Origin of the sequence: Actinomycetospora callitridis, from assembly GCF_028737265.1 — a bacterium.
Classification (GTDB): Bacteria; Actinomycetota; Actinomycetes; order Mycobacteriales; family Pseudonocardiaceae; genus Actinomycetospora; species Actinomycetospora callitridis.
The window spans coordinates 224,855-249,457 of record NZ_JAQZAK010000008.1; the positions used below are offsets into that span (position 1 = coordinate 224,855).

21 protein-coding genes and 1 pseudogene are annotated in these 24,603 nt (G+C 73.6%); 12 read left to right on the forward strand and 10 right to left on the reverse strand.

Annotated features, from left to right (window positions below):
• Window positions 1-99 precede the first annotated feature (99 nt).
• The gene (locus tag PH191_RS23000) at window positions 100-1,527 is read left to right on the forward strand and encodes an amidase (protein ID WP_274196960.1); all 1,428 of its coding nucleotides are present in this window, start codon (window positions 100-102) and stop codon (window positions 1,525-1,527) included.
• Here PH191_RS23000 and PH191_RS23005 read toward each other — a convergent pair.
• Window positions 1,524-1,964, reverse strand: a complete 441-nt coding sequence (locus PH191_RS23005) for an SRPBCC family protein (protein WP_274196961.1) — start codon at window positions 1,962-1,964, stop codon at window positions 1,524-1,526. The genes PH191_RS23000 and PH191_RS23005 overlap by 4 nt on opposite strands.
• Before the next feature lie 53 nt (window positions 1,965-2,017).
• Here PH191_RS23005 and glf point away from each other — a divergent pair, with 53 nt between their 5' ends.
• The 5 genes from glf to PH191_RS23030 all read left to right on the forward strand — a co-directional run bounded on the left by glf (window position 2,018) and on the right by PH191_RS23030 (window position 7,274).
• A complete protein-coding gene (gene glf, locus PH191_RS23010) occupies window positions 2,018-3,235 on the forward strand; it encodes a UDP-galactopyranose mutase (RefSeq protein WP_274196962.1) in 1,218 nt (405 codons plus the stop codon).
• 88 nt (window positions 3,236-3,323) lie between these two features.
• On the forward strand, window positions 3,324-3,596 hold the full coding sequence (locus tag PH191_RS23015) for a hypothetical protein (protein ID WP_274196963.1): 273 nt from the start codon (window positions 3,324-3,326) through the stop codon (window positions 3,594-3,596).
• Window positions 3,597-3,698: 102 nt separating this feature from the next.
• On the forward strand, window positions 3,699-5,750 hold the full coding sequence (locus tag PH191_RS23020) for a glycosyltransferase (RefSeq protein WP_274196964.1): 2,052 nt from the start codon (window positions 3,699-3,701) through the stop codon (window positions 5,748-5,750).
• Between the two features lie 184 nt (window positions 5,751-5,934).
• Window positions 5,935-6,504, forward strand: coding sequence for a DinB family protein (locus PH191_RS23025; protein ID WP_274196986.1), 570 nt, complete (start codon window positions 5,935-5,937; stop codon window positions 6,502-6,504).
• A 50-nt stretch (window positions 6,505-6,554) separates the two neighbouring features.
• Complete coding sequence (locus tag PH191_RS23030) at window positions 6,555-7,274, forward strand: hypothetical protein (protein WP_274196965.1); 720 nt, start codon at window positions 6,555-6,557, stop codon at window positions 7,272-7,274.
• Window positions 7,275-7,281: 7 nt separating this feature from the next.
• On the opposite strand, the gene PH191_RS23035 is transcribed toward PH191_RS23030, so the two are convergent.
• The gene (locus PH191_RS23035) at window positions 7,282-8,613 is read right to left on the reverse strand and encodes an MFS transporter (RefSeq protein WP_274196966.1); all 1,332 of its coding nucleotides are present in this window, start codon (window positions 8,611-8,613) and stop codon (window positions 7,282-7,284) included.
• A gap of 421 nt (window positions 8,614-9,034) precedes the next feature.
• On the opposite strand from PH191_RS23035, the gene PH191_RS23040 reads away from it, so the two are divergent.
• From PH191_RS23040 to mscL, 3 genes are all read left to right on the forward strand, one after another.
• Window positions 9,035-9,340, forward strand: a complete 306-nt coding sequence (locus PH191_RS23040) for a hypothetical protein (RefSeq protein WP_274196967.1) — start codon at window positions 9,035-9,037, stop codon at window positions 9,338-9,340.
• A gap of 145 nt (window positions 9,341-9,485) precedes the next feature.
• Window positions 9,486-9,806: a hypothetical protein gene (locus tag PH191_RS23045; RefSeq protein ID WP_274196968.1), complete on the forward strand. Its 321-nt coding sequence runs from the start codon at window positions 9,486-9,488 to the stop codon at window positions 9,804-9,806.
• Between the two features lie 335 nt (window positions 9,807-10,141).
• Window positions 10,142-10,588, forward strand: a complete 447-nt coding sequence (gene mscL, locus PH191_RS23050; RefSeq protein WP_274196969.1) for a large conductance mechanosensitive channel protein MscL — start codon at window positions 10,142-10,144, stop codon at window positions 10,586-10,588.
• A gap of 7 nt (window positions 10,589-10,595) precedes the next feature.
• Here the strand turns inward: mscL and PH191_RS23055 are convergent, their stop codons facing one another.
• Window positions 10,596-11,168, reverse strand: coding sequence for a GNAT family N-acetyltransferase (locus PH191_RS23055; RefSeq protein WP_274196970.1), 573 nt, complete (start codon window positions 11,166-11,168; stop codon window positions 10,596-10,598).
• Window positions 11,169-11,491: 323 nt separating this feature from the next.
• On the opposite strand from PH191_RS23055, the gene PH191_RS23060 reads away from it, so the two are divergent.
• Entirely contained in the window at window positions 11,492-12,889 is a 1,398-nt protein-coding gene (locus PH191_RS23060) for an acyltransferase family protein (protein WP_274196971.1), read from the forward strand.
• Between the two features lie 2 nt (window positions 12,890-12,891).
• Here PH191_RS23060 and PH191_RS23065 read toward each other — a convergent pair whose 3' ends face one another.
• From PH191_RS23065 to PH191_RS23090, 6 genes are all read right to left on the reverse strand, one after another.
• The gene (locus PH191_RS23065) at window positions 12,892-14,103 is read right to left on the reverse strand and encodes an RNA polymerase sigma factor (RefSeq protein WP_274196987.1); all 1,212 of its coding nucleotides are present in this window, start codon (window positions 14,101-14,103) and stop codon (window positions 12,892-12,894) included.
• Window positions 14,103-14,459, reverse strand: a complete 357-nt coding sequence (locus PH191_RS23070; RefSeq protein WP_274196972.1) for a YciI family protein — start codon at window positions 14,457-14,459, stop codon at window positions 14,103-14,105. The genes PH191_RS23065 and PH191_RS23070 overlap by 1 nt, the downstream gene beginning before the upstream one ends.
• Before the next feature lie 81 nt (window positions 14,460-14,540).
• Window positions 14,541-15,296 carry a decaprenylphospho-beta-D-erythro-pentofuranosid-2-ulose 2-reductase gene (locus PH191_RS23075; RefSeq protein WP_274196973.1) on the reverse strand — a complete coding sequence of 252 codons (756 nt, stop codon included), beginning with the start codon at window positions 15,294-15,296 and terminating at the stop codon, window positions 14,541-14,543.
• Window positions 15,297-15,304: 8 nt separating this feature from the next.
• Window positions 15,305-16,675 (reverse strand): decaprenylphosphoryl-beta-D-ribose oxidase, encoded by a 1,371-nt coding sequence (locus tag PH191_RS23080; RefSeq protein ID WP_274196974.1) that lies wholly within the window; start codon window positions 16,673-16,675, stop codon window positions 15,305-15,307.
• 11 nt (window positions 16,676-16,686) lie between these two features.
• Window positions 16,687-19,764, reverse strand: coding sequence for an arabinosyltransferase domain-containing protein (locus tag PH191_RS23085; protein ID WP_274196975.1), 3,078 nt, complete (start codon window positions 19,762-19,764; stop codon window positions 16,687-16,689).
• Window positions 19,748-22,900, reverse strand: coding sequence for an arabinosyltransferase domain-containing protein (locus PH191_RS23090; protein ID WP_274196976.1), 3,153 nt, complete (start codon window positions 22,898-22,900; stop codon window positions 19,748-19,750). Before PH191_RS23090 ends, PH191_RS23085 begins: the two co-directional genes overlap by 17 nt.
• 80 nt (window positions 22,901-22,980) lie before the next feature.
• Between PH191_RS23090 and PH191_RS23095 the strand changes: the two genes are divergently transcribed.
• Window positions 22,981-23,550: a hypothetical protein gene (locus tag PH191_RS23095; protein WP_274196977.1), complete on the forward strand. Its 570-nt coding sequence runs from the start codon at window positions 22,981-22,983 to the stop codon at window positions 23,548-23,550.
• 50 nt (window positions 23,551-23,600) lie between these two features.
• The gene (locus PH191_RS23100; RefSeq protein ID WP_274196978.1) at window positions 23,601-24,035 is read left to right on the forward strand and encodes a GtrA family protein; all 435 of its coding nucleotides are present in this window, start codon (window positions 23,601-23,603) and stop codon (window positions 24,033-24,035) included.
• 158 nt (window positions 24,036-24,193) lie between these two features.
• Here the strand turns inward: PH191_RS23100 and PH191_RS23105 are convergent.
• Window positions 24,194-24,603 (reverse strand): annotated as a pseudogene (locus PH191_RS23105) (integrase core domain-containing protein); the annotation flags it as partial.

Below are 24,603 nucleotides of genomic sequence, written 5' to 3' on the forward strand. Positions count from 1 at the left end.
GTTCGCCACGCCGTGTCCGATCTCCGGGGTCCGTCAACCGACCGATGTGCCGGCCGGTCTCCGGCCCTAGCGTCCGGGATGCCGACCCCGGGAGGACCCATGGAAGCCCACGAGTACGCCGACCTCGACGCCACCGCCCTGGCCGCGCTCGTGCGCGACGGACAGGTCTCCGCCGAGGAGGTCCAGAAGGCCGCGACGGCGGCCCTCGACGCGGTCGGCCCGCAGCTGAACGCGCTCGTCGGCGAGCGCTTCGCCGCGCCGCTCGACCACGCCGCGGACGGGCCCTTCGCCGGCGTCCCGTTCGCGATCAAGGACCTGATCCTGCACGCGACCGGGGTGGCGCAGACCGCCGGCAGCCGCATGCTCGGGGCGGGCGTGCCCATGCCGGCCGACACCCACCTCATGGCCCGCTTCCGCCGCGCCGGGCTCGCGACCCTCGGTGTGACCGCGACCCCGGAGCTCGGGTTCAACGCCACGACCGAGCCGGTCGCCACCGGCCCGGTGCGCAACCCCTGGGACACCAGCCGGAGCCCCGGCGGGTCGTCCGGTGGCTCGGCGGCGCTCGTCGCCGCGCGGGCCGTGCCGGTCGCCCACGCCAGCGACGGGGGCGGCTCGATCCGTATCCCGTCGGCCGCCTGCGGGCTGGTCGGGCTCAAGCCCAGCCAGGGACGCACGTCGCCCGGGCCGGACTACGCGGACCCGCTGCTGGGGATGGGCATCGAGTTCGTCGTGACCCGCACGGTGCGCGACTGCGCCGGGCTGCTCGACGCGGTGCACGGCGCCGAGCCCGGCGACCGCTACCTGCTGCCCGACCCCGTTCGGCCCTACCTCGACGAGGTCGGGGCGGGGAGCCGCCGGCTCCGGGTGGCCGTGCAGACCACGCCGTTCTCAGGGAGCGGCGCGGTGGATCCCCGCTGCGTCGAGGCCACGGAGGCGGCGGCGCGGGCGCTGGAGGGCCTGGGCCACACCGTCGACGTCGCCGGTCCGTCGCTGGACGCCGACGCGTTCGACGCCGCCAACCTCGTCGCCTGGACGAGCTTCCTCGCCGACGGCGTCGACGGCCTCGCCGAGGCCCTCGGCGTCACCCCGGGCCCGGACGTCCTCGAGGCGGCGACGCTGGCGTGCGCCGAGTTCGGGCGGGGGCTGCGAGCGTCGGACCTGTACGCCGCCGACCGCGTGTTCAACGCGACCCGGCGCGCCGTCGCGGAATTCCACCAGGGCTACGACGTGGTCCTCACGCCGACGATGAACGTCCCGAACACGCCCCTCGGGTACCTGGACCAGAACGACGCCTCGCGCGACGCCCGCGGGTGGTACGACCACATCTTCTCGACGGCGGGCTTCACCGCGCTGTCCAACGTCACCGGCAACCCGGCGATCTCGCTGCCGCTCGGGCGCACCGAGGAGGGCTGGCCGGTGGGCGTGCAGGTGATGGCGCCCTACGGCGACGAGTCGACGCTGCTCGCGCTGGCCGCCGACCTGGAGCGCGCGATGCCCTGGGCCTCGCATCGCCCGCCGACGTCCTAGCCGACCGGGAGGCCCTCGATCGCCTTCTGCAGCGTCTCCTGCGCGTCATCGCCCAGCTTGCCGAGGGCGGGGACGAGCAGGGGGGTCGCGAGCTTCGCGGCGCCGTGGAAGGTGAACGTCGCGCGGTAGGTCACCGTGGTGCCCGGGTCGTCGTCGGCGAGGTACATGTCGTCCTCGCTGGTGACGGTCTTGTTACGGCCCACGATGCGCAGGTGGCCGGGCTCGTCGACCTCGAGCGTGTAGGTCAGCGTGGTCTCGCGCCCGCGGAACTCCGAGACGTTGCGCCACTGCTTCCCGACGCCCACCGGGGTGTCGTCGACGGGCGTGCAGGAGATCGTGCCGGCGTCCCACTCCTCGGCGTTGGCGAAGTCGCGCAGGTAGGCCTGGACGGTCCCGGACGGGGCGGGGGAATGCGCGGTGCGTTCCACGGTGGGCATGTCGACGGATACCCCGACCAGGAGGGGCACACCCGCCCGCTACCGTCGATGCCGTGAGCAGCACGGATCCGGACCTCGTCGGCAGCCCAGATCTCGTCGTGGTCGGCTCGGGCTTCTTCGGGCTGACCGTGGCCGAACGGGCCGCCACCGAGCTGGGCAAGCGGGTCCTGGTGGTCGAGCGCCGCTCCCACCTCGGTGGCAACGCCTACTCGGAGCCGGACCCGGAGACCGGGATCGAGGTGCACCGCTACGGCGCCCACCTCTTCCACACGTCGAACACGCGCGTGTGGGAGTACGTCAACCGGTTCACCGACTTCACCGGCTACCAGCACCGCGTCTTCACGATCTACCAGGGCCGCGTCTACCCGATGCCGGTCAACCTGGCGACGATCTGCGAGTACGCGGGCCGCGCGATGAGCCCCGACGAGGCACGCGCCTGGGTCGCCGAGCACGCCGCGGAGATCGACGTCGACGACGCCGAGAACTTCGAGGAGAAGGGCGTCGCGCTGGTCGGCCGCCCGCTCTACGAGGCGTTCTTCGCCGGCTACACCGCCAAGCAGTGGCAGACCGACCCCAAGGAGCTGCCCGCGTCGATCGTGAGCCGCCTGCCGGTGCGCTACACCTTCGACAACCGGTACTTCTCGGACACCTACGAGGGCCTGCCCGTCGACGGCTACACGGCCTGGCTCGAGCGGATGGCCGACCACCCGCTCATCGAGGTGCGCCTCGACACCGACTGGTTCGACATGCGCGACTCCTTGCCGCCCGACGTGCCGACCGTCTACACGGGCCCCCTCGACCGCTACTTCGACTTCAGCGAGGGCGAGCTCGGCTGGCGGACGCTGGACTTCGAGCCCGAGGTCCTGACGACCACCGGTGACTTCCAGGGCACGCCGGTCATGAACTACGCCGACCGCGACGTCGCCTACACGCGCATCCACGAGTTCCGGCACTTCCACCCGGAGCGCAAGCACTACCCGACCGACAAGACGATCATCATGAAGGAGTACAGCCGCTTCGCCGAGTCCGGCGACGAGCCGTACTACCCGATCAACACCGCCGAGGACCGCGCCAAGCTCGAGCGCTACCGCGAGCTCGCCCGCAAGGAGGCGACGAACCGCCGCGTGCTGTTCGGCGGCCGACTCGGGACGTACAAGTACCTCGACATGCACATGGCGATCGGGTCCGCGCTGACGCTGTTCGAGAACCGCATCGCCCCGTGGTTCACCGAGGGCGAGTCCTTCGACGGCGCCGACCTCGCCGAGGTCTGATCCCTTCACCCGTTCGGCTGCTTCGGCTGGTCGTCCGTATGCGTACGGTCACCGGGTCCGTAGATCCTTGCGCCGACGGAGGCTCCTGGTGCCAGCTCCCCTGATCGGCCCGACGCGTCGGAGGTCCGCCGCCGGCGTCCTCGCGGCGCTGTCCTGCGCCGCTGTGCTCACCCTGTCGGCCTGCGACACCAGCAGCGAGTCGGGCGGTGGCTCGGGCGGTGGCTCCGGCTCCGGGCACGAGGGCGGGCACCCCACGCAGCACAGCGGCACCCACCCCACGTCCCAGCACCACACGACGACGGCTCCGACCCAGCCGTCGGAGTACAACCCGAGGAACTGCCCCTCCGGTCTGGTCTGCTGACCGCCACGAGCCCCGATCGACGCGATCGTGTGGGGCGACGACCCGTCCGACCCGCCGGGGTGCTCCCGGGTCCGGCGCCCCCTCGCAGCTACCGTCGTCGGTGTGACGAGCACGGTGGACAAGGGACGGCGCGGCGGCGCCTCCGGGACGGTGGAGATGTCGGTGCGTCCCGCGGGCACGGCACTGCTGCAGCGCGTCATCCTGCCGCGCCCGGCCGAGCCCACCTCGGTGCGCGCGCTGTACCTGGACGAGGGCACCGCGACGTCGGTGAAGACCACGGCGCCCACCGCCCACCGTCCCGGGACCTACGACGAGACCGCGGACGAGTACGTGATGCACGTGCGCCGCAGTGGTCAGCGCGTCGCCGAGGTCGTCTCCCGCACCGGTGTGCGCCTGCCCGAGCGCAGCGAGGTCTCGTTCGCGGCGTACTTCAACGCGTTCCCCGCCGCGTACTGGCGGCGATGGTCGATCCTCGAGGAGATCACCCTGCGGCTGCGCCTGCGCGGCCGCGGACGGGTCGACGTCCACCGCTCGACGGCGCGCGGCGTGGCCGTGCACGTGACCGGGGAGGTCGTCGGCGCCGGGGGCTCCGAGGGTGACGACACCGAGCACGAGGTCGTCGTCCCCGTCTCGCTCGCGCCGTTCGGCGACGGCGGCTGGGTGTGGTTCGACCTCACGAGCGAGGGCTCGTCCCTCGAGCTCGTCGCGGGTGGCTGGTACGCCGAGCGCGAGGCACCCGGACGGGCCGCGATCGCGGTGGGCATGCCGACCTTCAACCGGCCGACGGACTGCGTGGCGACGCTGCAGGCCCTCGGCGACGACCCGCTGGTGCGCGACTCGCTCACCGCGGTGATCATCCCCGACCAGGGCACGTCCAAGGTGCGCGACCAGCCCGGGTTCGACGAGGCGGCCGCGGCGCTGGGCGACAAGCTGCGGATCATCGACCAGCCCAACCTCGGCGGCTCCGGCGGCTACGCGCGGATCATGTACGAGGCGCTGGAGAACACCGACGCCGAGCAGATCCTGTTCATGGACGACGACATCGTCCTCGAGCCGGATTCGGTGCTGCGCGCGCTGGCGTTCTCGCGGTTCGCCCGCGAGGACATGCTCGTCGGCGGCCAGATGCTCTCGTTGCAGGCGCGCTCGCACCTGCACGCGATGGGCGAGGTCGTCGACCGCGGGACGTTCTTCTGGCAGCTCGCGCCGCACACCACCGACGACCACGACTTCGCCGTCGACTCGCTGCGCGAGACGCTGTGGATGCACCGGCGCACCGACGTCGACTACAACGCCTGGTGGATGTGCCTGATCCCGCGCTCGGTGGCCGAGCGGATCGGGCTGCCGCTGCCGCTGTTCATCAAGTGGGACGACTGCGAGTACGGCCTGCGCGCCGGCAGCCACGGCATCCCGACCGCCACCGTGCCCGGCGTCGGGATCTGGCACCTCTCGTTCGTGGAGAAGGACGACAGCTCCGACTGGCAGGCGTACTTCCACGTCCGCAACCGCCTCGTCGTCGGCGCGCTGCACGGCCCGGACAACCCGCGCGCGATGCTCGCGGACTCGCTCAAGCGCACCCTGCGCCACCTGTTCCTGCTCGAGTACTCGACGATCGCGCTGCACCACATGGCGATGCGCGACTTCCTGTCCGGGCCGAAGTCCCTGTTCGGCGCGCTGCCGACCGCCCTCGGCGCCGTGCGGGCCACCCGCGCGGAGTTCCCGGACGGCACGGTGCACCGCGGCGCGGACGAGGTGCCCCGCTCAGCCATGGGCGCCCGCGAGTCGCAGCTGTGGCCGAAGCCGCCGGTGGGCAAGGTCGCGCAGGTCGCCGCCCTCGCCCGCGGGCTCGCCCACCAGCTGCGCCCCGTCGACCGCGAGGCCCTCGAGCGCCCGCAGCGCGAGGTCCCGGCCGAGCACAGCCAGTGGTTCATGCTCTCCCGTCTCGACGGGGCGGCGGTGACGACCTCCGACGGCTCGGGGGTCACCTTCCGCAAGCGCGATCGCGAGATGTTCTGGTCGATGCTGCGCGAGTCGGTGGCGCTGCACGCCGAGATCGCCAAGGCCTGGCCGTCCGCCCGCGCCCGCTACCAGGAGGCGATGGGCGAGCTGGTGAGCCGCAAGGCCTGGCGCGAGCAGGTCTTCGACCGCTTCCGCTGAGCCGGCCCCTGGGTGCAAGCCTTGCGTCCACGCTTGCACCCAGTGCCAGGAAATCCACATCCTCGCGCGCCTCGTCGAGAGAGGCGGACCGAACCTGTCCGCCTGGCTGCTTAACGTCGTCCTCATCAGGGACGACGATGAAAGCAGGCCCCCGATGACCCTCACCGCCGCGCAGGAGACCCCGATGACCAGCACCGACGCCGACGAGCGTGCCGACCTCCTCGCCGAGCTCGCCCAGGCGCGCCACTGGCTGGTCTTCCCCACCCGCGACCTCACCGACGAGCAGGCCGCGTCCCGGCCGACCCAGTCGCAGCTCACCCTCGGCGGGCTGATCAAGCACGTCGCGAAGGTCGAGGAGGGCTGGATGCGCTTCGCGGTCGAGGGCGCCTCGGCCGAGGAGGGCTTCGAGCTGCCCGAGGGGATGACGATCGACGACTTCGAGGGCTGGATCGCGAGCCTCGACGAGAAGCCCGCCTGGCTGGTCGAGCGCGAGAACGAGTTCAAGCTCCTGCCCGACGAGACCCTCGCGGGCGTGGTCGCGCACTACCACGAGGTCGCCGCCCGCACCGAGGAGACGCTGGCGTCGCTCCCGGACCTCAACGCCCGTCACGAGCTGCCGAAGGCCCCCTGGCACGAGCCGGGGACCTCCTGGTCGGTGCGCCGGGTGATGATCCACATCATCGCCGAGACGACGCAGCACGCCGGCCACGCCGACATGCTCCGGGAGCACATCGACGGTGCGACATCCATGTGAGCTACCCCTCGGTAGTGCTCGGTCACGCACCCGGTGCCATCATGCCGGGCGTGACCGAGCAGGCCGGTGCGCAGCGCACCCAGGGCGGGACCGACACCGACGACCAGGAGAGCGCGGCCGGGGGCGAGAGCACCGGGACGGCGAGCAGCACGGCCGACCCGGGTGCGAGCCCGACGGCGACGTCCGACTCCGCGTCGTCCTCCGACGAGGGCTCGAGCTCGACCGGGTCCTCGGAGTCGAAGGGCTCCGGGGACACGCAGCAGTCCCAGGACTCCGAGCAGCAGGACGAGCAGCAGGACCAGCAGCAGTCCCAGCAGCAGTCCCAGCAGCAGGACCAGCAGGAGCAGGGCCAGAAGCAGCAGCAGGACCAGCAGCAGCAGGACCAGCAGCAGACCCAGGACTCCGAGCAGACCGGCGGCGCCGAGGCCCCGCACGGCCGCGAGGAGCGGGCCCCGCGGAACGTCGGCGAGACGATCTGGAAGGCGGCGAACGTCCTCGCGACCGTCGTCCGGGTGATCGGCTACGTCCTCGCCGCCGTGCTCCTCGCGTCGATCGTGCTGACGATCGTCGGGGTCAACGTCGCCAACGGCGTCGCGCGCTTCATCGGCGGCGTCGCCGACACCGCGGTGCTCGGCTTCCGCGACCTCTTCGTGCTCGCGGACCCGATCTTCGCCTACGTCGTGAACTACGGCCTGGCCGCGATCTTCTGGATCCTCGTCGCGGAGTTCGGCGCCCGCCTGGTGCGCTGGATCGGGGCGCGCCTGAGCTGACGGCGCGTCACGTGCGGACGGCCTCCTCGCCGGCCGCGGCGCTGCCGGCCACCGCCCGGACGGGGATCAGGGTCGCGAGCCCGAGCAGCAGCACGATCCCGATCCCGAGGATGCCCCAGCGCTGCGCCCCGAACAGCGTGATGAACAGGGCGAACAGTGCCGGCGCCAGGAAGCTCACGGCGCGTCCCGTGGTGGCGTACAGGCCGAACAGCTCGCCCTCGCGCCCCGGCGGGACGAGGCGCACGAGGTAGCTCCGCGAGCACGCCTGGGCCGGCCCGACGAACAGCGACAGGAACGTCCCGCCGATCCAGAACGCGGTGGGCCCGGACGCGAACAGCATCACGCCGGCCGTCACGACCAGGGCCGCCAGGCAGACCATGATCACGATCTTCGGTCCGACGCGGTCGTCCAGCCATCCGCCGACGACCGCGCCGACCGCCGACACCACGTTGGCCACGATCGCGAAGATGATGACGTCGCCGGGGGTCAGTCCGAAGGTCCCCGACGCCAGCACGCCGCCGAAGGTGAAGATCGCGGTGAGGCCGTCGCGGTAGATCGCGCTGGAGACGAGGAAGCCCAGCAGGTTGCGGTCGTCGCGGTACAGGCGCGCCAGACGGCGGAACAGCAGCCGGTACGACGCCGCCCAGCCGACCGCGGCCTCGGTGTCCCCGGGCGGTGCGGGGAACGGGAAGCGCATCCGCAGCACCGGGATGGTCGCCAGGGCGAACCAGATCGCGGCGAGGACGACGACGACCCGCACGGCCGTCCCCTCGCCCTCGAAGGCGATCACGGGCGCGTCGGAGAGGAACAGGACGAAGCAGAGCAGCAGGAGCACGATGCCGCCGACGTAGCCCGCGGCCCAGCCGATCCCGGAGACGCGTCCGGTGCGTCCCGGGGGCGCGAGGCGGTAGATCATCGCGTTGTACTCGACCTGCGCGAGCTCGTAGGCGAACGTGCCGATGCCGAGCATCAGCAGCCCCCACCACAGGTACGAGGGCTCCGGCGCGACGAACGCCATGAGCGCCGTGCACACCACGATCACCGCGGTGAGCCAGCCGAGCCGGCGCTGCCGCCCCGTCTCGGCTCCCGCCGCGTCGCTGCGCTGCCCGTACACGGGGGCCACGAGCGCGACGAGGATGCCGGACACCGTGATCGCGGCGGCGAGCGCGGCCGAGCCGCCCGCCTCGTCGGCGGCGACCGAGCTCGTCAGGTAGACGGTGAAGACGAACGTGGTGACGACGTGGTTGAAGGCGGCGGAGCCCCAGTCCCAGGTGGCCCAGGCCGCGAGGGGGCGCCCGATGCGGACGGTCGACGCGGACGGGTTGGTCGAGGACGACACGGGCGAACGGTAGCGACAAGGGACCCGTGCGCGCTTGCTCCGGATGGGCGGGTGAGCGGTCCGAACGGGCGCGGGCAACCGCGACACCTGCCACCCAGCGCGGTCGACGAGCCGCTCGGCGTTCGCTCGAAAAGAGCAGTCCCGCACCCTTCGTGATCTTCGGAGCGGACGGCGTGCACTCCGGAGTGGATCACCGGTGCCGATGATCACCCCCCGTTCGTGACGAATACGAAAGGCTGCATACCGATCACCTCGTCAGGGTCCGGACGATCACGAGCGGGTGACCGACGCGCGAGATCCTCCGTGCCCGAACTGCTCGGACATCAACCACTAATGTCCGCCGCGCGGCATTCCGGTGCCGCCGGTGAAGGCTTCCCGTCGCCGCCCCGGCACGGGAAGGACCATTCGAAAGGACATCACTGTGGGAATTCTCCGTAAGTCCGTGCTGGCGACCACGCTCATCGGTGCGGGCCTGGCCAGCACGACCGGCGCCGCTTTCGCCCACGAGGGCGGCCAGGAGGGATTCGCGAACGTCGACTCGGTCCAGACGATCGTCCCGACGAACGCGTGCAACAACAACGTCCCGGTCAACGTGCTCGGCGTCCAGGTGCCCGTCCAGGACGTGGCCGGCACCATCCCGGTCCTCAGCCCGGCCGAGCACGGCAGCGAGCAGGCCGCCGGTGTCGCGAAGAACTGCGACAACGACGTCGCCGCCGACAACGACTGAGCAGGTCCCACCCGCTCCTGGCAACACCCCGCGGCTCGGTGACGGGAGAGCAGGCCCGACCTGCCTCCCACGGTCGGCCGCTGCGCTCCCCCCACGATCCCGTCGAGTTGCGGGGTCGACGACCTCAACCGAGGAGAACCCTGCTGTGAAGCTTCTGCGTCGCTCCCTGACCGCCACCGCCCTGATCGGCACCGGACTGGCCTGCACCACCGGTGCGGCCTTCGCCGGCGAGGGGCACCACGACCACGCCACCGAGCAGCACGGTGTGGTCAACATCAGCGATGTCCAGACGATCGTGCCGACCAACGTCTGCGGCAACAACGTCCCTGTCAACGTCCTCGGGGTGCAGGTCCCGGTCCAGGACGTCGCCGGCACCGTCCCGATCCTCAGCTCGGTGGAGAAGGGCAGCGAGCAGGAGGCGGGCATCAGCAAGAGCTGCGCCAACGACGTGGACGCCGACAACTAGACCTCCACCGGTGCCCGTCGACCCCGTATCGGCGGTGCACCCCGCGGACGGGCGCTCCCCTCGGGCCGGTCGACACGGCCTCCCGGTCCCGAGGGGCGCTCGGTCCGTGTGATCGCACGGACCCACTCGGGGGCGGGACAGGTCCCCTCTCCGGACGAGTGGGTCCGGGTCGAGGACCCGGTGCGAGACCGCCCGTCGGGGGAGGGTCTCGCGCCGGGTTCTCCCCGGCTCGACCGGCAATCGCGAGAGGTCCCCCGCGTGGGCGGCGAGGGCACGCCGACCGGTGCCCCTATCCTTCGGCACGGAATAGCGATCCGCATGCCGGAGGAATAGACGTGATCAAAGGATTCAAGGATTTCCTGCTCCGCGGGAACGTGGTCGATCTCGCGGTGGCGGTCGTCGTGGGCGCCGCGTTCACCGCCGTCGTGACGGCGTTCACCAGTGCTTTCCTCAGGCCCCTGATCCAGGTGTTCTCCGGTGGGGGCGAATTCGCCGGTTCCTTCGTGGTCTCGGGCGTCGTGTTCGACTACGCGAGCTTCATCAACGCGATCATCACGTTCGTCCTGACGGCCGCCGTCATCTATTTCCTCGTGGTCATGCCGCTGAAGGTGGTCGAGGAGCGGCGTCGCCGCGGCGAGGAGGAGGGTCCGGCCGAGCCCACCGACGTCGAGCTGCTCACCGAGATCCGTGACCTGCTCAAGGCCCGGGCCCGACCGGTCCCGGGCGACGGGCGTGACGACGCGGGTGGCGCCGGCGGGCGCATCCCCCAGCAGGACCGCTGAGTCCTGCTCAGGCCGCGAGGTCCGCGGCGGCCGTGAAGGCCGCCGGGTCGATCTCGAAGTGCACCGTCGACCAGGGGTCGGGGCGCGCGTCGTGCACCAGCACTGCGCCGGGGAAGCTCGACCAGAACGCCAGCGCCCCCGGGATCGACGCGTTGGTGTGCAGGCAGACCGGGTCGTAGCCCGCGTCGAGCGCCCACCGCGCGGCCCCGATCGCGAGCAGCCGGCCCACGCCCCGGCGGCGGTGCCCCGGGTCGACCCAGACCCGGCAGAGCTGGCCGACGCGCCGGCCCTCGTAGCGCCGCGCGAGCCACGTCGGCGAGAACTGCGGCTTCGGGCCCCCGGCGCGCACGGACGCCGTGCCGGCGACGACGGGCCCGTCGGGTCCCTCGGCGAAGCAGACCAGCAGGTGCGTCCCCGGTGCTCCCAGGTACGTGCCGGCGAGGTCGTCGATGTCGGCGTGCAGGCGGGGGTCGTAGCCGCCGAGCTCACGCTCGAGCATGCCGCGCATGTGCCGCCCCACCGCGGGGAGATCCTCGGAGCGCACGGCGCGGACGACGGGCGGCGCGATCGCCAGGGTCATGGCGGCACTGTTGCACAATACTGGCAACCGCGAAATACATGAAGCCACCAGGCACGCAGGGTCCCCGCGTGACGGGTCCGACCCGGTCGCCGTGGGGTCCTCGACGACACACCCTCGACCCGGTGTCACCGCCACACGGCCGTGACTGGTCCGTTCGAGCAGTGGTGACGCTGAGCGACCGCGATGACCGCCTGTGATCCCCGGTCGAATGGCGCACCACCCCGATCCACCGATCGGAGTATCAGGTACCGGCCACTCGGAGCCGTTAACCAGGTCGAGGGTCGGCGGACGTCGATCCCGCCGGTGGACGTCGGGGAGGCGCGATGCGGACGGTGGTGGGGCAGGACCACGACATCCCGGCGCCGCGGGGCGGAACGTCGCCCCGCCCGACGGCCCCGGCGGGTCGGTCGGCCACCGTCGAGATCCCGGCGCTGACCGGGCTGCGCGCGGTCGCCGCGGTGTGGGTCCTCGTCCACCACCTGAGCTTCCTGCCCGTCACGGGCTACGCCGCGTGGTTCGGGCCGGTCGCCCCGCTGCTCGCGGCGGGCCCGCTCGGGGTGGACCTGTTCTTCGCCCTCTCGGGCTTTCTCCTCGCCCGCTCCTACCTCGACCGCTGGCGTGGTGCGCCGGGGCCGCGGCAGGCGCTGGGCTTCGTCTGGGCGCGACTCGCCCGGGTGTGGCCGCTCTACGCGGTCGTGGTGGTCCTGGTCGGGCTGTGGTGCGCGGCGCGCGCCGTCCTGGGGAGCGACGGCGTCGTCACGTGGCAGGGCGCCCAGCCCGGCCTGGACCCCCTGAGCTGGCTGCGCCAGCTCACGATGACGCAGATGTGGGACTCGCCGGGCATCGACGGCGTGTCCTTCGTCCTGCCGGCGTGGTCGATCAGCGCGGAGTGGGCCGCCTACCTGGCCTTCCCGCTCCTGGCCGCCGCCGCCTGGTTCGTGCGGGGCTGGCCGCGCCCGGTGCTCGCGGTGCTGGCCGTGCTCGCGGCGATGCCGACGGCCGTCTTCGCCGTGCAGGGCGCGCTGCACGGGGCGTTCGAGGGTTTCTGGGCGGTGCGCCTCGTCGCCGGCTTCACCGCGGGCGTGCTGACCTGGCTGGTCGTGCGCCGGGTGCCCCGCAACCGGACGGTCTCGCGCTGGGCGCACCGCGTGCTGGTGCTCGCGCTCGCCGAGATCGCCCTGATCGTCTACTGGGCCGCCACCGCGCCGGCGACCGCCGCGGTCAGCGCCGACGCCCGCATCTTCCTCGCCGTGCCGATGCTGCCGGTGCTGCTCGGCGCGCTGGCGCTCACCGACGGGCCGGTCGCCCGCGTCCTGGGCACCCCGCGGCTGCGGCACGGCGGGCGCATCTCGTACGCCCTGTACCTCGTGCACTTCCCGCTCATCGAGATGGCGCTCGTCGCCATGACGCGCATCCCCGCGCTCGCCCCGGACACGGCGGCGGCCGCCCTGCTGGTGCCCCACCTCGCGGTGGTGTCGGTGCTGTTCGCGCACCTCGCCTACCGCTGGGTGGAGGAGCCCGCGCAGGCCTGGATGCGGGACAAGGACCCGTCGCGGCGCCGGGGTAGCGCGCGCCGCGACGTCGCGGAGGTCCGTCGACCGGAGGCCACCCCGCACTCCGGTGGACGGACGGTCGGGCGGCGTGGGGGCAGCCACGCCGTCCGGCCGGCAGCGGCCACGGCCGTCGCGGCGCCGACGACCCCTTCCCTGCGCGCGGCCTGAGCTCACGAGGGCCGGAGGCGCACCTCGGCCCGCCGGCGGGTCAGGTACCGCTGCTCGGTGGCGTTCGTGGTCAGGGCGAGCGCGTCGCCGTAGGCCCCGGCCGCCTCGTCGGTCCGCCCGAGCCGGGCGAGCACGTCCGCCCGGGCCGCCGGGAGGTAGGGGTAGCCGGCCAGGTCGGGCGCCAGGGCGTCGATCTCGCGCAGCACCTCGTCGAGGTCGGCGTGCTCGAGACGGCTGCGGGCCGCCGCGCGGTTGAGCGCGACCACGGGTGACGGCCATCGCCGCATGAGGGCGTCGTAGGTCGTGACGATCTGCGCCCACGCGGTGTCCGACCAGCTCGGGGCCGTCGCGTGCAGCCCGGCGACGGCGGCCTGCAGGGCGAACCGGCCGTGGAGCGGGTGCCGCAACGCCGCCGTGGCGAGGACGAGGCCCTCCCGGATCAGCGCGCGATCCCACCGTGACCGGTCCTGGTCGGCGAGCAGGACGAGGTCGCCGTCGGAGGTGGTCCGGCTCGGCCCGCGGGCCTCGGTGAGCAGGACGAGCGCGAGGAGTGCCCGCGGCTCGGGCTCGTCGGGCAGGAGCCGGACGAGCATCCGGGCCAGCTCCGTGGCGCGCTCGGTGAGCCCGTCGTCGCGCAGCACCCCGTGGGCCGCGACGTGCCCGGCGGTGTAGGCGAGGTGCACGACGGTCAGCACGGTGTCCAGCCGGTCCGGCAGGTCCTCCTCGGGCGGGACGCGGAACGGGATGCGCGCCGTCGCGATCTTCTGCTTCGCGCGGGTGATCCGGCGGGCGACGGCCGCCTCGCCGGTGAGGAGGGCGGCGGCGATCGCCGGGACGTCCACCCCGCAGACGAGGCGGAGCGTCAGCGCCACCTGCGACTCGCGGGCCAGCGCCGGGTGGCAGCAGGTGAAGACGAGCCGCAGCGGGTCGGTCGGCGGAGGATCGTCCTCGTCCGCGCCATCCGGCACCACCAGCAGCGGCAGCTTGCGGGCCAGGACCGCGTCGCGACGCAGCCGGTCGAGCGCGATCCGACGGGCTGTCGTGGTCAGCCACCCCGCCGGGTTGTCCGGCGGGGTGGCCGGCCAGCTCGCCACGGCGCGCTCGAACGCCTCCTGCGTGCAGTCCTCGGCCAGGTCGAGGTCGCGGGTCAGCCGGGCCGTGGACGTGACCACCACGGGCCAGGCCCGGCGGAAGACCTCGTCGAGCGCTGCCATCACACGCCGTCGGGCATCTCCATCACCGGGCGCACCTCGATGGCGCCGGCCGGGCACACCGCCGCGAGGAGCAGCGCGACGTCGAGGTCGGGGGCCTCGATGACGTAGAAGCCACCGAGGGCCTCCTTGGTGTCGGCGAAGGGGCCGTCGGTGACCAGGGGGTCACCCTGGCCGCGGCGCACGGTGCTCGCGGTGGACGACCGCTCGAGGGCCTCCCCGCCGACCACGCTCGCCCCGGCCTCGACCACCGCGGTCATGAACTCCTCGTGCAGCCGGAACTCGTCGACCACACCCTGCTCGTCGACGGTGTCGTGCCAGTCCTCGGCGTCGTACATCAGGAACACGTAGCGCGCCACGGCGTCGCTCCTCCCAGGTCCGTCCGGTGCTGTCGTCATCCTGACGAACGACGGGCCCCGGATCGGACACCGCGGCCCGACCTAGACGGGCAGGCGGCGGAAGATCGGGCGGGGGATGTGGCGCAGGACGGTCATGACCGCGCGCAGCGGGGCGGGCGCCCAGGCCTGCTCCTTGCCCGACGACACCGCCGAGACGATGACGTCGGCGACCTTCTCCGGGGTGGTCGAGAGCGGCGCGGGCGACAGGCCCTCGGTCATCTTCGTGTGCACGAAGCCGGGGCGGACGACCGTGACGCCGATGCCCTCGCCGCGCAGCGCCTCGGTGAGCCCGGTGTAGAACGCGTCCAGCCCGGCCTTCGTCGAGCCGTAGACGAAGTTGGAGCGACGGGCGCGCTCGGCGGCCACCGACGACAGCGCGACGAGGTGCCCGTGGCCCTGGCGGCGGAACTCCGCGGAGAGCGCGACGCCCACCGAGACGGCGGCGACGTAGTTGACCTCGGCGAGCTCGACGGCGACGTCGATGTCCTGCCAGGCCTTCTCCTGGTCGCCGAGCAGGCCGAACGCCACGATCGCGACGTCGATGTCGCCGCCGGCGAAGGCCTTGCGGACCGCCTCGGTGTGCACGGCCGCGTCGCGGGCGTCGAACTCGACGGTCTCGACCGTCGCGCCGGCGCGCGTGAGACGGGCCGCGGCGTCGGCGAGCCGCGGCGACTGGCGCCCGGCCAGCACCACGCGCACCGGGCCGCCCTCGAGGTACTTCTCGGCGGTGGCGAGGCCGATCTCCGATGTGCCGCCGAGCAGCAGCAGCGACGAGGGGTGGCCGACAGCGTCGATCATGGTTCTCCTCAGGAGGTGAGCCGGAGGCGGCGCGACATGTCCGAGGCGAACACCCCGTCGGGGTCGGCGGCGTCGCGGACCTTGCGCCACTCGTCCAGCCGCGGATACATCGCGGCGAAGGTGTCGGGATCGGTGCGTGAGTCCTTGGCGGTGTAGAGGCGACCGCCCATGGCCAGCACGCGCTCGTCGAGGGAGCGGCAGAAGGCGCCGAGCCCGTCGACGATCGGGAAGTCGACGCAGATGTTCCACCCCGGCATGGGGAAGGACAGCGGCGCGCGGTTGCCCTCGCCGAACTTCTTGAAGACGTTGAGGAACGAGACGTGCCCGGACTCGGCGATGTCGCGCACGATCGCCCGGAACTCGGCCTCGGCGTCCAGCGGGACGATGAACTGGTACTGCAGGAAGCCCTTGGACCCGTACGCCCGGTTCCAGTCCCCGAACAGGTCGAGGGGGTGGTAGAAGGCCGTGAGGTTCTGGATCTGGCCGCGCTTGTTCTTCGTCTTGCGGTAGTACAGCTCGCCGATCGCCGAGAACGTCAGCTTGTTGCCCAGGCCGTTCGGGAAGACGTCGGGCAGGTTCGCGAGCGTCGGGGCGTCGAACTTCAGGGGGTCGCGGCGCAGCTTGGCGGGCAGCTCGTCGAGCCGGGCCAGCGAGCCCCGTCCGAGCGCCGCGCGCCCGAGCTTCGACCCCGTGGAGATCGAGTCGAACCACGCCGACGAGTAGTCGTAGGCCTCGTCGGAGCCGTCGGAGAAGCGCTCGATGGTCTCGTCGAGGTTCGCGGTGCGTTCGGTGTCGGCGACGAAGTAGGCGGTCTCGGTCTTCGTCATCCGGACCGTCGCGCGCAGGATCACGCCGGTCAGGCCGATGCCGCCGACGGTGGCCCAGAACAGCTCGGACTCCACGCCGTCCGGTTCGAGGCGGCGGACCTCGCCGGTGCCCGTGAGCAGGTCCATCGACACGACGTGCTGGCCGAAGCTGCCCGCCGAGTGGTGGTTCTTGCCGTGGATGTCGTTGGCGATCGCCCCGCCGATGGTGACCTGGCGGGTGCCCGGCAGCACCGGCACCCAGAGCCCGAAGGGCAGGGCGACGCGCATGAGGCGATCGAGGGAGACCCCGGCGTCGAGGTCGACCAGCCCGGTCTCCGCGTCGACGGAGTGGATGCGGTCGCGGGCGGTCATGTCGAGGACGAGGCCGCCCGCGTTCTGCGCGGTGTCGCCGTACGAACGCCCGAGGCCGCGGGCGATGACCCCTCGCTGCCCGGCTCCGGCGATGGCCTCCGCCAGGGCCTCGGTGGAGGCGACCTCGTCGCCGGAGAGCACGGTGGCCCGACTCGGGGCGGTGCGCGCCCACCCGGCGAGGGTCTTCACGGAGCGAGGCATCCCGCGCGAGTCTAGGGGGTGTCCAGGACGGGGATTCCCGCGCGTCCCGTCCGGGTCCAGCCGGCGACGGTCTCCTCGCCGACCTGCGGCGACAGGGCCCCGAGGGGCAGGCGCGGCACCCAGCGCGCGAGGCCGACGGCGTCGCGGGTCGGGTCGCCGTCGAGGTACACCGGCAGGCGGGTCTCCTCGATCAGCAGGCGGGGGGTGAGGAACGGGCCGCCGGTGGTCGGGGCGACCTCGATCTCGCCGGTGTCGGCGAGGCCGGGCGGGGTCACGCGCCAGGGCGGGATGCCCGCCGTCCCCCCGGTGAGCGGCGGCGGGGTGAGGCACCCGAAGGCGAAGGCGACGGGCCAGTCGACGAGCGCGGTGCTGCCCGGCGGGACGACGTCGTCGAACGGCACCGTGCGTGGCACCCGGGGCAGGCTGACGGCGAGCGGGAGGTCGGGCGCGCGCCCGACGGGCGTCGCGGTCCGGGCGTCCGCGGCGTCGCGGGCCGAGCTCGTCGCCCGCACCCGGACCAGCGTCGTGCCCTCGGGGGCGAGCGCCCGGAGATCCCGCGGGGCGACGCCGCTCATGGGGCCGCCCGGGGTCTCGGCGATCGGCTCCTCGCCCGGCGACGCCGCGAACTCGAGGACCACCGAGCCCGCCGACACCGACCCACTCGCGGTGACGACCACCGGCGCTCGCCGCTCACGCGCCTCGGGCGGCAGCACGAACCAGTCCGACCGCAGCCGCGCCGGGCCCTCGTCCGGCGACGTCACCGGCGCCGCCCACCCCGGGAGCTCCGTCCCCCCGATCGCCAGCGGCACCGCAGCCGGCGTCTGCGGGTCGGTGGGCGCGAACCGCGCACCCAGTGCAAGCCCTGCGTCCTCGCTTGCACTGGGTGCCAGGAAATCCGCTTCGTCGACCGACCGCGGACCGGGGACCAGCACGCCCGCCCGGGGATCGGTCTCCACCGCGAGGTCCGAGGCCAGCCCGCAGGGGTCGCCGCGCAGGGCCGCGAGGGAGTCCGAGCCGTAGCTGAACGTCCCGCGCCGGTCGGCGGTGACCTTGAGGAACGAGCCGCCCTCCAGCGCGATCACCGCGATCACGAGGACGAGCGCCACCGTCCCCGGCGCCAGCACCCGGGCCACCCGGCGGGGCGCCCGCCCGCGCACGGCCACGAGCACGCCGAGCACCAGCGTGCCCGCGATCGTCACCGGCAGCGCGACGTCGCCCAGCGCCACGCGGGCGATCTGCGGCGGGATGTCGTTCCAGAACACGCCCCACGCCGAGGCCCAGGCCCACTGGTTGTAGCCGATGAGCACGAGCGTCGTCACGAGCCCGAGGCCGCCCAGCACGACGACGAGGGCGGGCCCGCGCAGCCGCCCGATCGACGCCACGAGCCGCGGCGACCAGAGCACCACGAACAGCGTCAGCACCGCCGTGCCGACACCCACGAGCTCACCGAAGTGCAGCGTCCACTTCGTCGGGCTGACGATCAGGGTCACCGGCCCGAGTGCCGTGACGGCGAGCAGCCGACGCGCCGGGCCCACCGCGACCCCCGCGCGCACCCGGGCCGCGAGCACCGCCCATGCGACGGCGGGCAGCGCGAGCAGGGTCAGCAGCACCGCGAGCCGCGCCCCGATCCCGCCCTGCACGTTGCCCGGCTCCAGGAGCGACGAGTAGCGCGACAGCTCCTGCCACCACGGCTGCCCGCCCCCGACGAGCTGGCGCACCCGCGTGGCCTCGAGCAGCCCCGCGAGCGACTGGTCGGCGGCCATCGGCAGCACGGCGACGGCGAGGCCGGCCACGACGACGAGCGTGCGGGTCCATCCCTCCCGAGCGCCGAGCCCTGCCCGGGCCAGCGCGGGCAGCGCCACGAGCAGCGGCGCGAGGCCCAGCAGCGCGCCCGGCGTCAGCGCCACCGTGAACCCGGCGACCACCCCGGCCCCGAGCAGCGGCAGGAGCGCCCGCGTGGCCACGGCCCGCTCGACGCACACCCAGACGGCCAGCACGCCCAGCGCGAGCCACGGCTCGGGGCGCAGCGAGAGCCCGAACGGCAGCCACCACGCCGCGAACGCCGCCGCGGCGACCCACGTCGCCCCCGGCCGGCGCAGGGCCGGACCGAGGCGGGGCAGGGCGTGGCGGCGCAGCAGGAGCCAGATCAGCAGCCCGAGCACGGTCGCGGGGACGCGCAGCCACAGCACCGACGGCGCGCCGGGCGCGAGCTCCGCCCAGGTCCGCGTGAGCTCGTAGAACCAGCTGAACGGCGCCTCGGGCGCGTTGAGCCAGCGGTAGACGTTGCCGGTGAAGCCGCTGGAGTCGCGCGCCCGGAGGATGCCCGCGATGTAGCCGTCGTCGACCGTCGCGGGACCCACCACCGCCCACCCGGCGAGCCCGAGGGTCACCACCCCGTCGACCGGGCGCAGCCGCGGCCGACGAGGACGGGCGAACGCGCGCCCGTCGCGGCGCCACGCGCCGGCGACCATCCCGGCGAGCCCGACCAGCACCCCCAGCCCGAGCAGGTACTTCAGCACGCCCGGGGTGGTCTGGAACCGCGTGTCGGTGCGCAGCGACAGGGACAGACGGTCCGTGCCCGGCGCCCCGGTGATCGCCGCGGCCACGACGGGACGGACGTCGCCCTCGCGGGACGCGACGACCCGGCCGTCGAGCAGGACGCTCGTGGCCGACGGCGTCGACGCCACGGTCAGCGTGCACGGGCCGCGCGGCAGGGCCACGGCGGCGAGGGCCTCGCCGTTGCTCGTCACCAGCGCGCCGCCCGGCACCGGACGGACGGACAGCCCGCCGACGGGCGCCGACGGGGTGCCCGGAGGCGTGGTGGCCAGCGTCGTCGCCCCGGGCGGCGTGGCCGCGAGCGCGTCGCAGCTCACCGAGGCGTCCAGCGCCACCGGCTGGTAGGGCATCAGCGGCAGGGCGACCGCGGTCTGCGCCGGCGCCTGCGGCCACGTGAACGTCACGACGGGCTGCGTCACGGGCGCGAGCGGGAACGCGATCGCGCACAGCAGCGTGAGCACGGCCGAGGCCAGGAGGAGTCCGGGACCCTGCCTGACGAGCCGGGGCGGGGTCGTCTCAGCCGAGGTACTCACGCCCCGAGTACTCCTCGGACGCCAGCGTCGCGAACCGCTCGAGGCCCCCGCGCGAGACCTGGTCGACGCGGAGGTCGTAGCCGTCGGTCGGGTGGTCGTAGACGATCCGCTCGACGGTGCCCCACGGCAGCGCCGGCACCCCGCCGTCGGGGACCGCGGAGAACGGGCGCACGGTGGCCCAGGTCCGCTCCGACTGCACCATCGTCCCGCCCCACGACTCGTAGGTCGGGTTGGTGAGGATGAACTCGGGGGTGTTCTCGGCGGCGTTCAGACGCAGGGTCGGGGTCGGGGCGATGCCGTCCTGGACCGAGACCTGGTCGACGCAGGGCCAGAGCACGACCGAGAGCTGGTCGGCGAACGCCCCGCCGGCGACCACGTCCGGGTTCGGCCGGGCCGCGGCGGCCACGAGGTTCCCGACCGGCTGCATGCGGGCCAGGTGCGGCGACGCGACCGCGAGCGAGCTCTCCGGCCCGGCGACGCGGTCCTCGACCACCACCCGCGCCGCGGTCGGCCGGCTGCCCGGGAGCTGCACCGGGATCTCCTGCCACTGGCGGGCGGTGAACCCGCCGACCGGCGTCGCCACCACGGACTCGGCCTCGACCGGCGCGCCCGGGTCGCCCGAGCCGAACTGGACCACGACCCGCTGGCGGTCGGGGTCGTTGCCCGCGACGGGGACGACGAGGTGGGTGGGCGCCTCGGGGTCGATCGGGTCGGTGGCGGGCAGCGGGAACCAGCCGGTGGTCAGGGTGCCGAGCCCGGTGACACCGGGCGGCGGGGTGGTGGGGTCGGCGCCGGGCACGAGCTCGACCTGGTCGTGCCACACCGGCCCGGGATTGGGCGCCGGGACCGGGGAGGGGTCGTTCGCCGCGAGGGCGAAGTCGCCGGTGCGGGTCTCCGGGGTGGTGGGTGCCCCCACGTCCTCGCGGGTCCGGGCCATCACCGTGGCCGCCTCGCCCAGACCGCACCCGCGTCCCGTCAGCGCCTGCATCTGGCTGCCCGCGACGCTCCAGCCCGCGCCCTGCCACACGGGTGCGAGCACCATCACCGCGATCAGGAGCCCGACCAGGACCGTCGTGGCGGTGACGAGGACCGCGCGCTCGGGCGTCACGCCGTACGTGCGCTTGTTCGCGCGGCGCCGCCACCACAGCCAGCCGGAGGCGACCGCCGCGACGAGCAGCCACCACCAGACGTCGCGCAGATAGAACTGGTCCCAGTGCGGGGCGAACTGCTCGAGGTCGAGCATCGAGATCTCGGTGTCGAGGTGGTCGCCGAAGGGCTGGCCGCGGTCGCTGTAGGGCTTCCAGGTGTTGGGTCCGGCGAACCCGAGCACGGCCGCGCCGCTGATGAGCAGCACCGACGCCCCGGTCACGAGCGCGCCGGCGCGGCGGGGCAGGGGCGAGTGCAGCAGCGTCAGCGCGAGCAGCACGGTGGCCGGTGCCGCGACCGCCCCGAAGTGGTTGACCCACTTCGTGGGCCCGAGCGCCAGCAGACCCAGCGCGACGGCCGTGGTCACCGCGGCGGCGAGGGTGGCGTCCCGCAGGCGCCCGCCGGCCGGGCCGCGTCCGCTGCCGATCGACACGACGACCAGGAGCACCACGGTCAGCAGTACCGGCAGCCGGCGTCCCCACGTGCCGGTCTCGATCATCGTCCGGTAGTGGGCCCACTCCTCGTACCAGGGGAAGGTCAGGTAGTACCAGCTGTGGACGTCGGTGGCCTCGATGACGTCGCCCAGGGTGGCGTCGCCGAAGCCGATCGGGATCGCGATCGTGCCGGCGGCGATCACGGCCCCCGCGGCACCGAGCCGCGAGCGCCAGCCGCGGGCCACGAGCCAGCGCCACAACCACGGCAGCGCGACGACCACGGGCGCGGCGGCCACCAGCCCGGACGGCGAGACGCTCACCGCGAGCGCGGCGAGGGCCGTCGCCGGGATCAGGGGGCCGACGGCCTGGCGCCGGCGCGCGAGCTCGGCGAGCACGAGCACACCCGCGGACAGCGGGACGATGACGACCTCCGGCCGCAGCGCCATCCCGTACGGCAGCCACCAGGCGAGGTGCGCCAGCAGCAGCGCCCAGGCGACACCGGGCAGACGTCCGGACCGGCCGAGCAGCGTGACCAGCAGGGTCCGCAGCAGCCACCACGTCATGAGCCCGAGCAGCAGCGGCAGCAGGCGCATCCACAGCAGGCCCCAGCCCGGCAGCCCGATCGCCACGCCGAGGTGGCCCCAGAGCGCCATGAGGTACTGCGACAGCACGAACGGGTTCTCCGTCGTGTTGAACATGTAGATCTGGTTGCCGATGTAGCCCGTCGGCGTCGCGGCCCTGGCCATCGCCGTGTACCAGGAGTCGTCGTTCTGCAGCGGCCCGAGCACCACCCAGGCTGCGGAGACGAGCAGCACGACGGCGTCCGCCGGGTGGAACCGTGGTCGTTCGAGGCCGGGTCCGCGGCCGCGCCATCGCCGCACCGCCATCCACAGCGTCGCCGCCAGCGCGAGCGCGTGGAGCACGAGCAGGACGAGCTTCAGGGTGCTCGGGAACGACGAGTAGCGGTCGTCGGTGTGCACGGTCGCGGTGAGACCCGGCGTCCCCGGCGCCTCGGTAGCGAGCTCGGCGACCTGCGGCACGAGCGCGCCGGGCCGGTCGACGAGCAGCTGCCCGTCGCGCTCCACCCGCGTCCCCGCCTGGTCGGCGACGATCCGGTAGGTGCAGTCGCCCAGCGGGAGCAGCTCGTCGAGCACCGTGGCACCCGAGCCCGTGATGACGACGCGGCCGCCGCTCGTGCCGGCCGTCAGTCCCCGCCCGGGCGTGCCGGCGGACTCCGGCTGGGTGCGCAGCGCGTCGCCGCCGGGGCGCAGCGCCGCGCACGGCACGTCGGCGGTCATGCTCAGCGGGCGGTAGGGCGTCAGCGGCAGGCTGGTCGACGCCGCCGGGGTGCCGGCCTTCGGCCAGGTGACGACGGGGTCGTCCGCGATGACCGGCGCCAGCGGGATCGCGAGCCCGAGCACGACGGTGAGCGCCGCGAGGGCCGCGAGCCACCAGCCGGCCGCGCGCGAGCCACCACGACGCCCGGGACCGGACTCGTCGCCGGGGGCGTCGGGAGCCGGGCCCGGCCGGCTCTCCTGCGCTGCCACCACGGCCATGGGTTGCGACGATATCGACGCGCTCCCGGTGCACCCCGACGAGGTCGCGCTCCCGGGCCCGTCGGCGGGTACCCGCCGCCATGACCAAGGGCGCTGCGGACTACGCGAAGGACTACACCCACCCCGAGCTGCGTGAACGCCTCAAGGAGGAGATCAAGCAGTCGGACAGGGGTGGGGCACCCGGGAAGTGGTCGGCCCGCAAGAGCCAGCTGCTCACCCAGGAGTACGAGAAGCAGGGGGGTGGCTACGAGCACCCCGACCGGCCCACGGATGCCCAGCGCAGCCTCGAGCAGTGGACCGACGAGCAGTGGCAGACCGCCGACGGCTCCACCGACGCGCGCGGCGACGGCGAGACCGACCGCTACCTGCCGAAGAAGGCCTGGGAGGAGATGTCGGACGACGAGAAGGAGGAGACCCGCGAGCGCAAGCGGGAGGCCTCGAGGAAGGGCGAGGGCGACGTCCCCAACACGGAGAAGGCGAAGACCGCCCGCAAGGAGGCCCACCTCGACGAGATGAAGGCCGACGACGCGGTGAAGGAGGCGCGCTCCCTCGACCCGTCCACCGCACAGCAGGCCCTCGAGCACGAGCGCGAGCACCGCGACCGCACGACCGTCGAGAAGCAGCTGCAGAAGCAGGCCGACAAGGGCTGACCCGGCGGGGCCGCTCCGTGGTGTCCGGCGCTGCCTCGTACCCTCGAACCATGACCGCGGCCGAGACCGGCGAGCGCCCCGCCCCCCTGGGGCTCAAGGCGCAGCTCGTGCGCTTCGTGGCGATCGGCGCCGTCGCCGCCGGCGTCGACCTCGGCGTGTACGCGGGGCTCCTCGCCCTCGGCGTCTGGGCGCCGCTGGCCAAGGCGGTGTCGTTCATCCTCGGCACCACGACGGCCTACCTGCTCAACCGCCGCTTCACCTTCGCCTCGTCCTCCGGCGGCGCGGGGAAGTTCCTCGGCTTCGTGCTGCTCTACGGCTCGACCTTCGCAGTCAACGTCGGCGTCGCCAGCCTCGTGCTCTACGTCATGGGCGCGCCCTCGGTCGACCCGGGCGTCCTCGCCGGCTTCCTGTCCTGGTTCGTCGCCCAGGCCTGCGCGACGACGATCAACTTCGTCGTCATGCGCACCGTGATCTTCCGCGACTGAGGTCCTCCCGGTCGCAACGAACGGGCTGTTCGCTGCTTCTAGGCGCCGGAACTCCCCGTTCGCGCGAGGGGCACCTCCCGCATGATCGGGAGGGGTCGGTGACTGCCGAACGTGCCCCTCGCCGACGAACCGGCGGCGCGAACGGGGACTTCGCGCGCCTAGGTGTAGTGCCCAGCTGCGTTGTTGACGCGGGTGATGGGTGGGTGGCCGTCGAGCGCGGTGTGGGTGCGGTGATGGTTGTAGGTGTGGAGCCAGTCGGGCAAGGCGGCGGCGCGGTCGTTGTTGCTGGCGAAGGGCCGTTGGTAGGCCCACTCGTCGAGCAGGGTCCGGTTGAACCGCTCCGCCTTGCCCGTTGGTCTGAGGCCGGTAGCGGCGGGTGAAGCAGGCGCGGGCACCCACGTCGGTCAGGGCGTGACGCCACGCGGTGGAGCGGTAGGCCAGCGCGTTGTCGGTCATGACCCGCTCGATGCGTTCGACGCCGAGATCGGTGAACGCGGCGGCCGCGCGGCGCAGGAAGCCGGCGCAGGTGTCGCCCTTCTCGTCGGGGTGGATCTCGGCGTAGGCCAGG

Coding starts and splice junctions, on each gene's coding strand:
- PH191_RS23000 (WP_274196960.1), top strand. CDS start 100: ATGGAAGCCCACGAGTACGCCGACCTCGACGCCACCGCCCTGGCCGCG.
- PH191_RS23005 (WP_274196961.1), bottom strand. CDS start 1,964: ATGCCCACCGTGGAACGCACCGCGCATTCCCCCGCCCCGTCCGGGACC.
- PH191_RS23025 (WP_274196986.1), top strand. CDS start 5,935: ATGACCAGCACCGACGCCGACGAGCGTGCCGACCTCCTCGCCGAGCTC.
- PH191_RS23055 (WP_274196970.1), bottom strand. CDS start 11,168: ATGACCCTGGCGATCGCGCCGCCCGTCGTCCGCGCCGTGCGCTCCGAG.
- PH191_RS23060 (WP_274196971.1), top strand. CDS start 11,492: ATGCGGACGGTGGTGGGGCAGGACCACGACATCCCGGCGCCGCGGGGC.
- PH191_RS23065 (WP_274196987.1), bottom strand. CDS start 14,103: ATGGCAGCGCTCGACGAGGTCTTCCGCCGGGCCTGGCCCGTGGTGGTC.
- PH191_RS23075 (WP_274196973.1), bottom strand. CDS start 15,296: ATGATCGACGCTGTCGGCCACCCCTCGTCGCTGCTGCTGCTCGGCGGC.
- PH191_RS23080 (WP_274196974.1), bottom strand. CDS start 16,675: ATGCCTCGCTCCGTGAAGACCCTCGCCGGGTGGGCGCGCACCGCCCCG.
- PH191_RS23090 (WP_274196976.1), bottom strand. CDS start 22,900: ATGGCCGTGGTGGCAGCGCAGGAGAGCCGGCCGGGCCCGGCTCCCGAC.
- PH191_RS23095 (WP_274196977.1), top strand. CDS start 22,981: ATGACCAAGGGCGCTGCGGACTACGCGAAGGACTACACCCACCCCGAG.
- PH191_RS23100 (WP_274196978.1), top strand. CDS start 23,601: ATGACCGCGGCCGAGACCGGCGAGCGCCCCGCCCCCCTGGGGCTCAAG.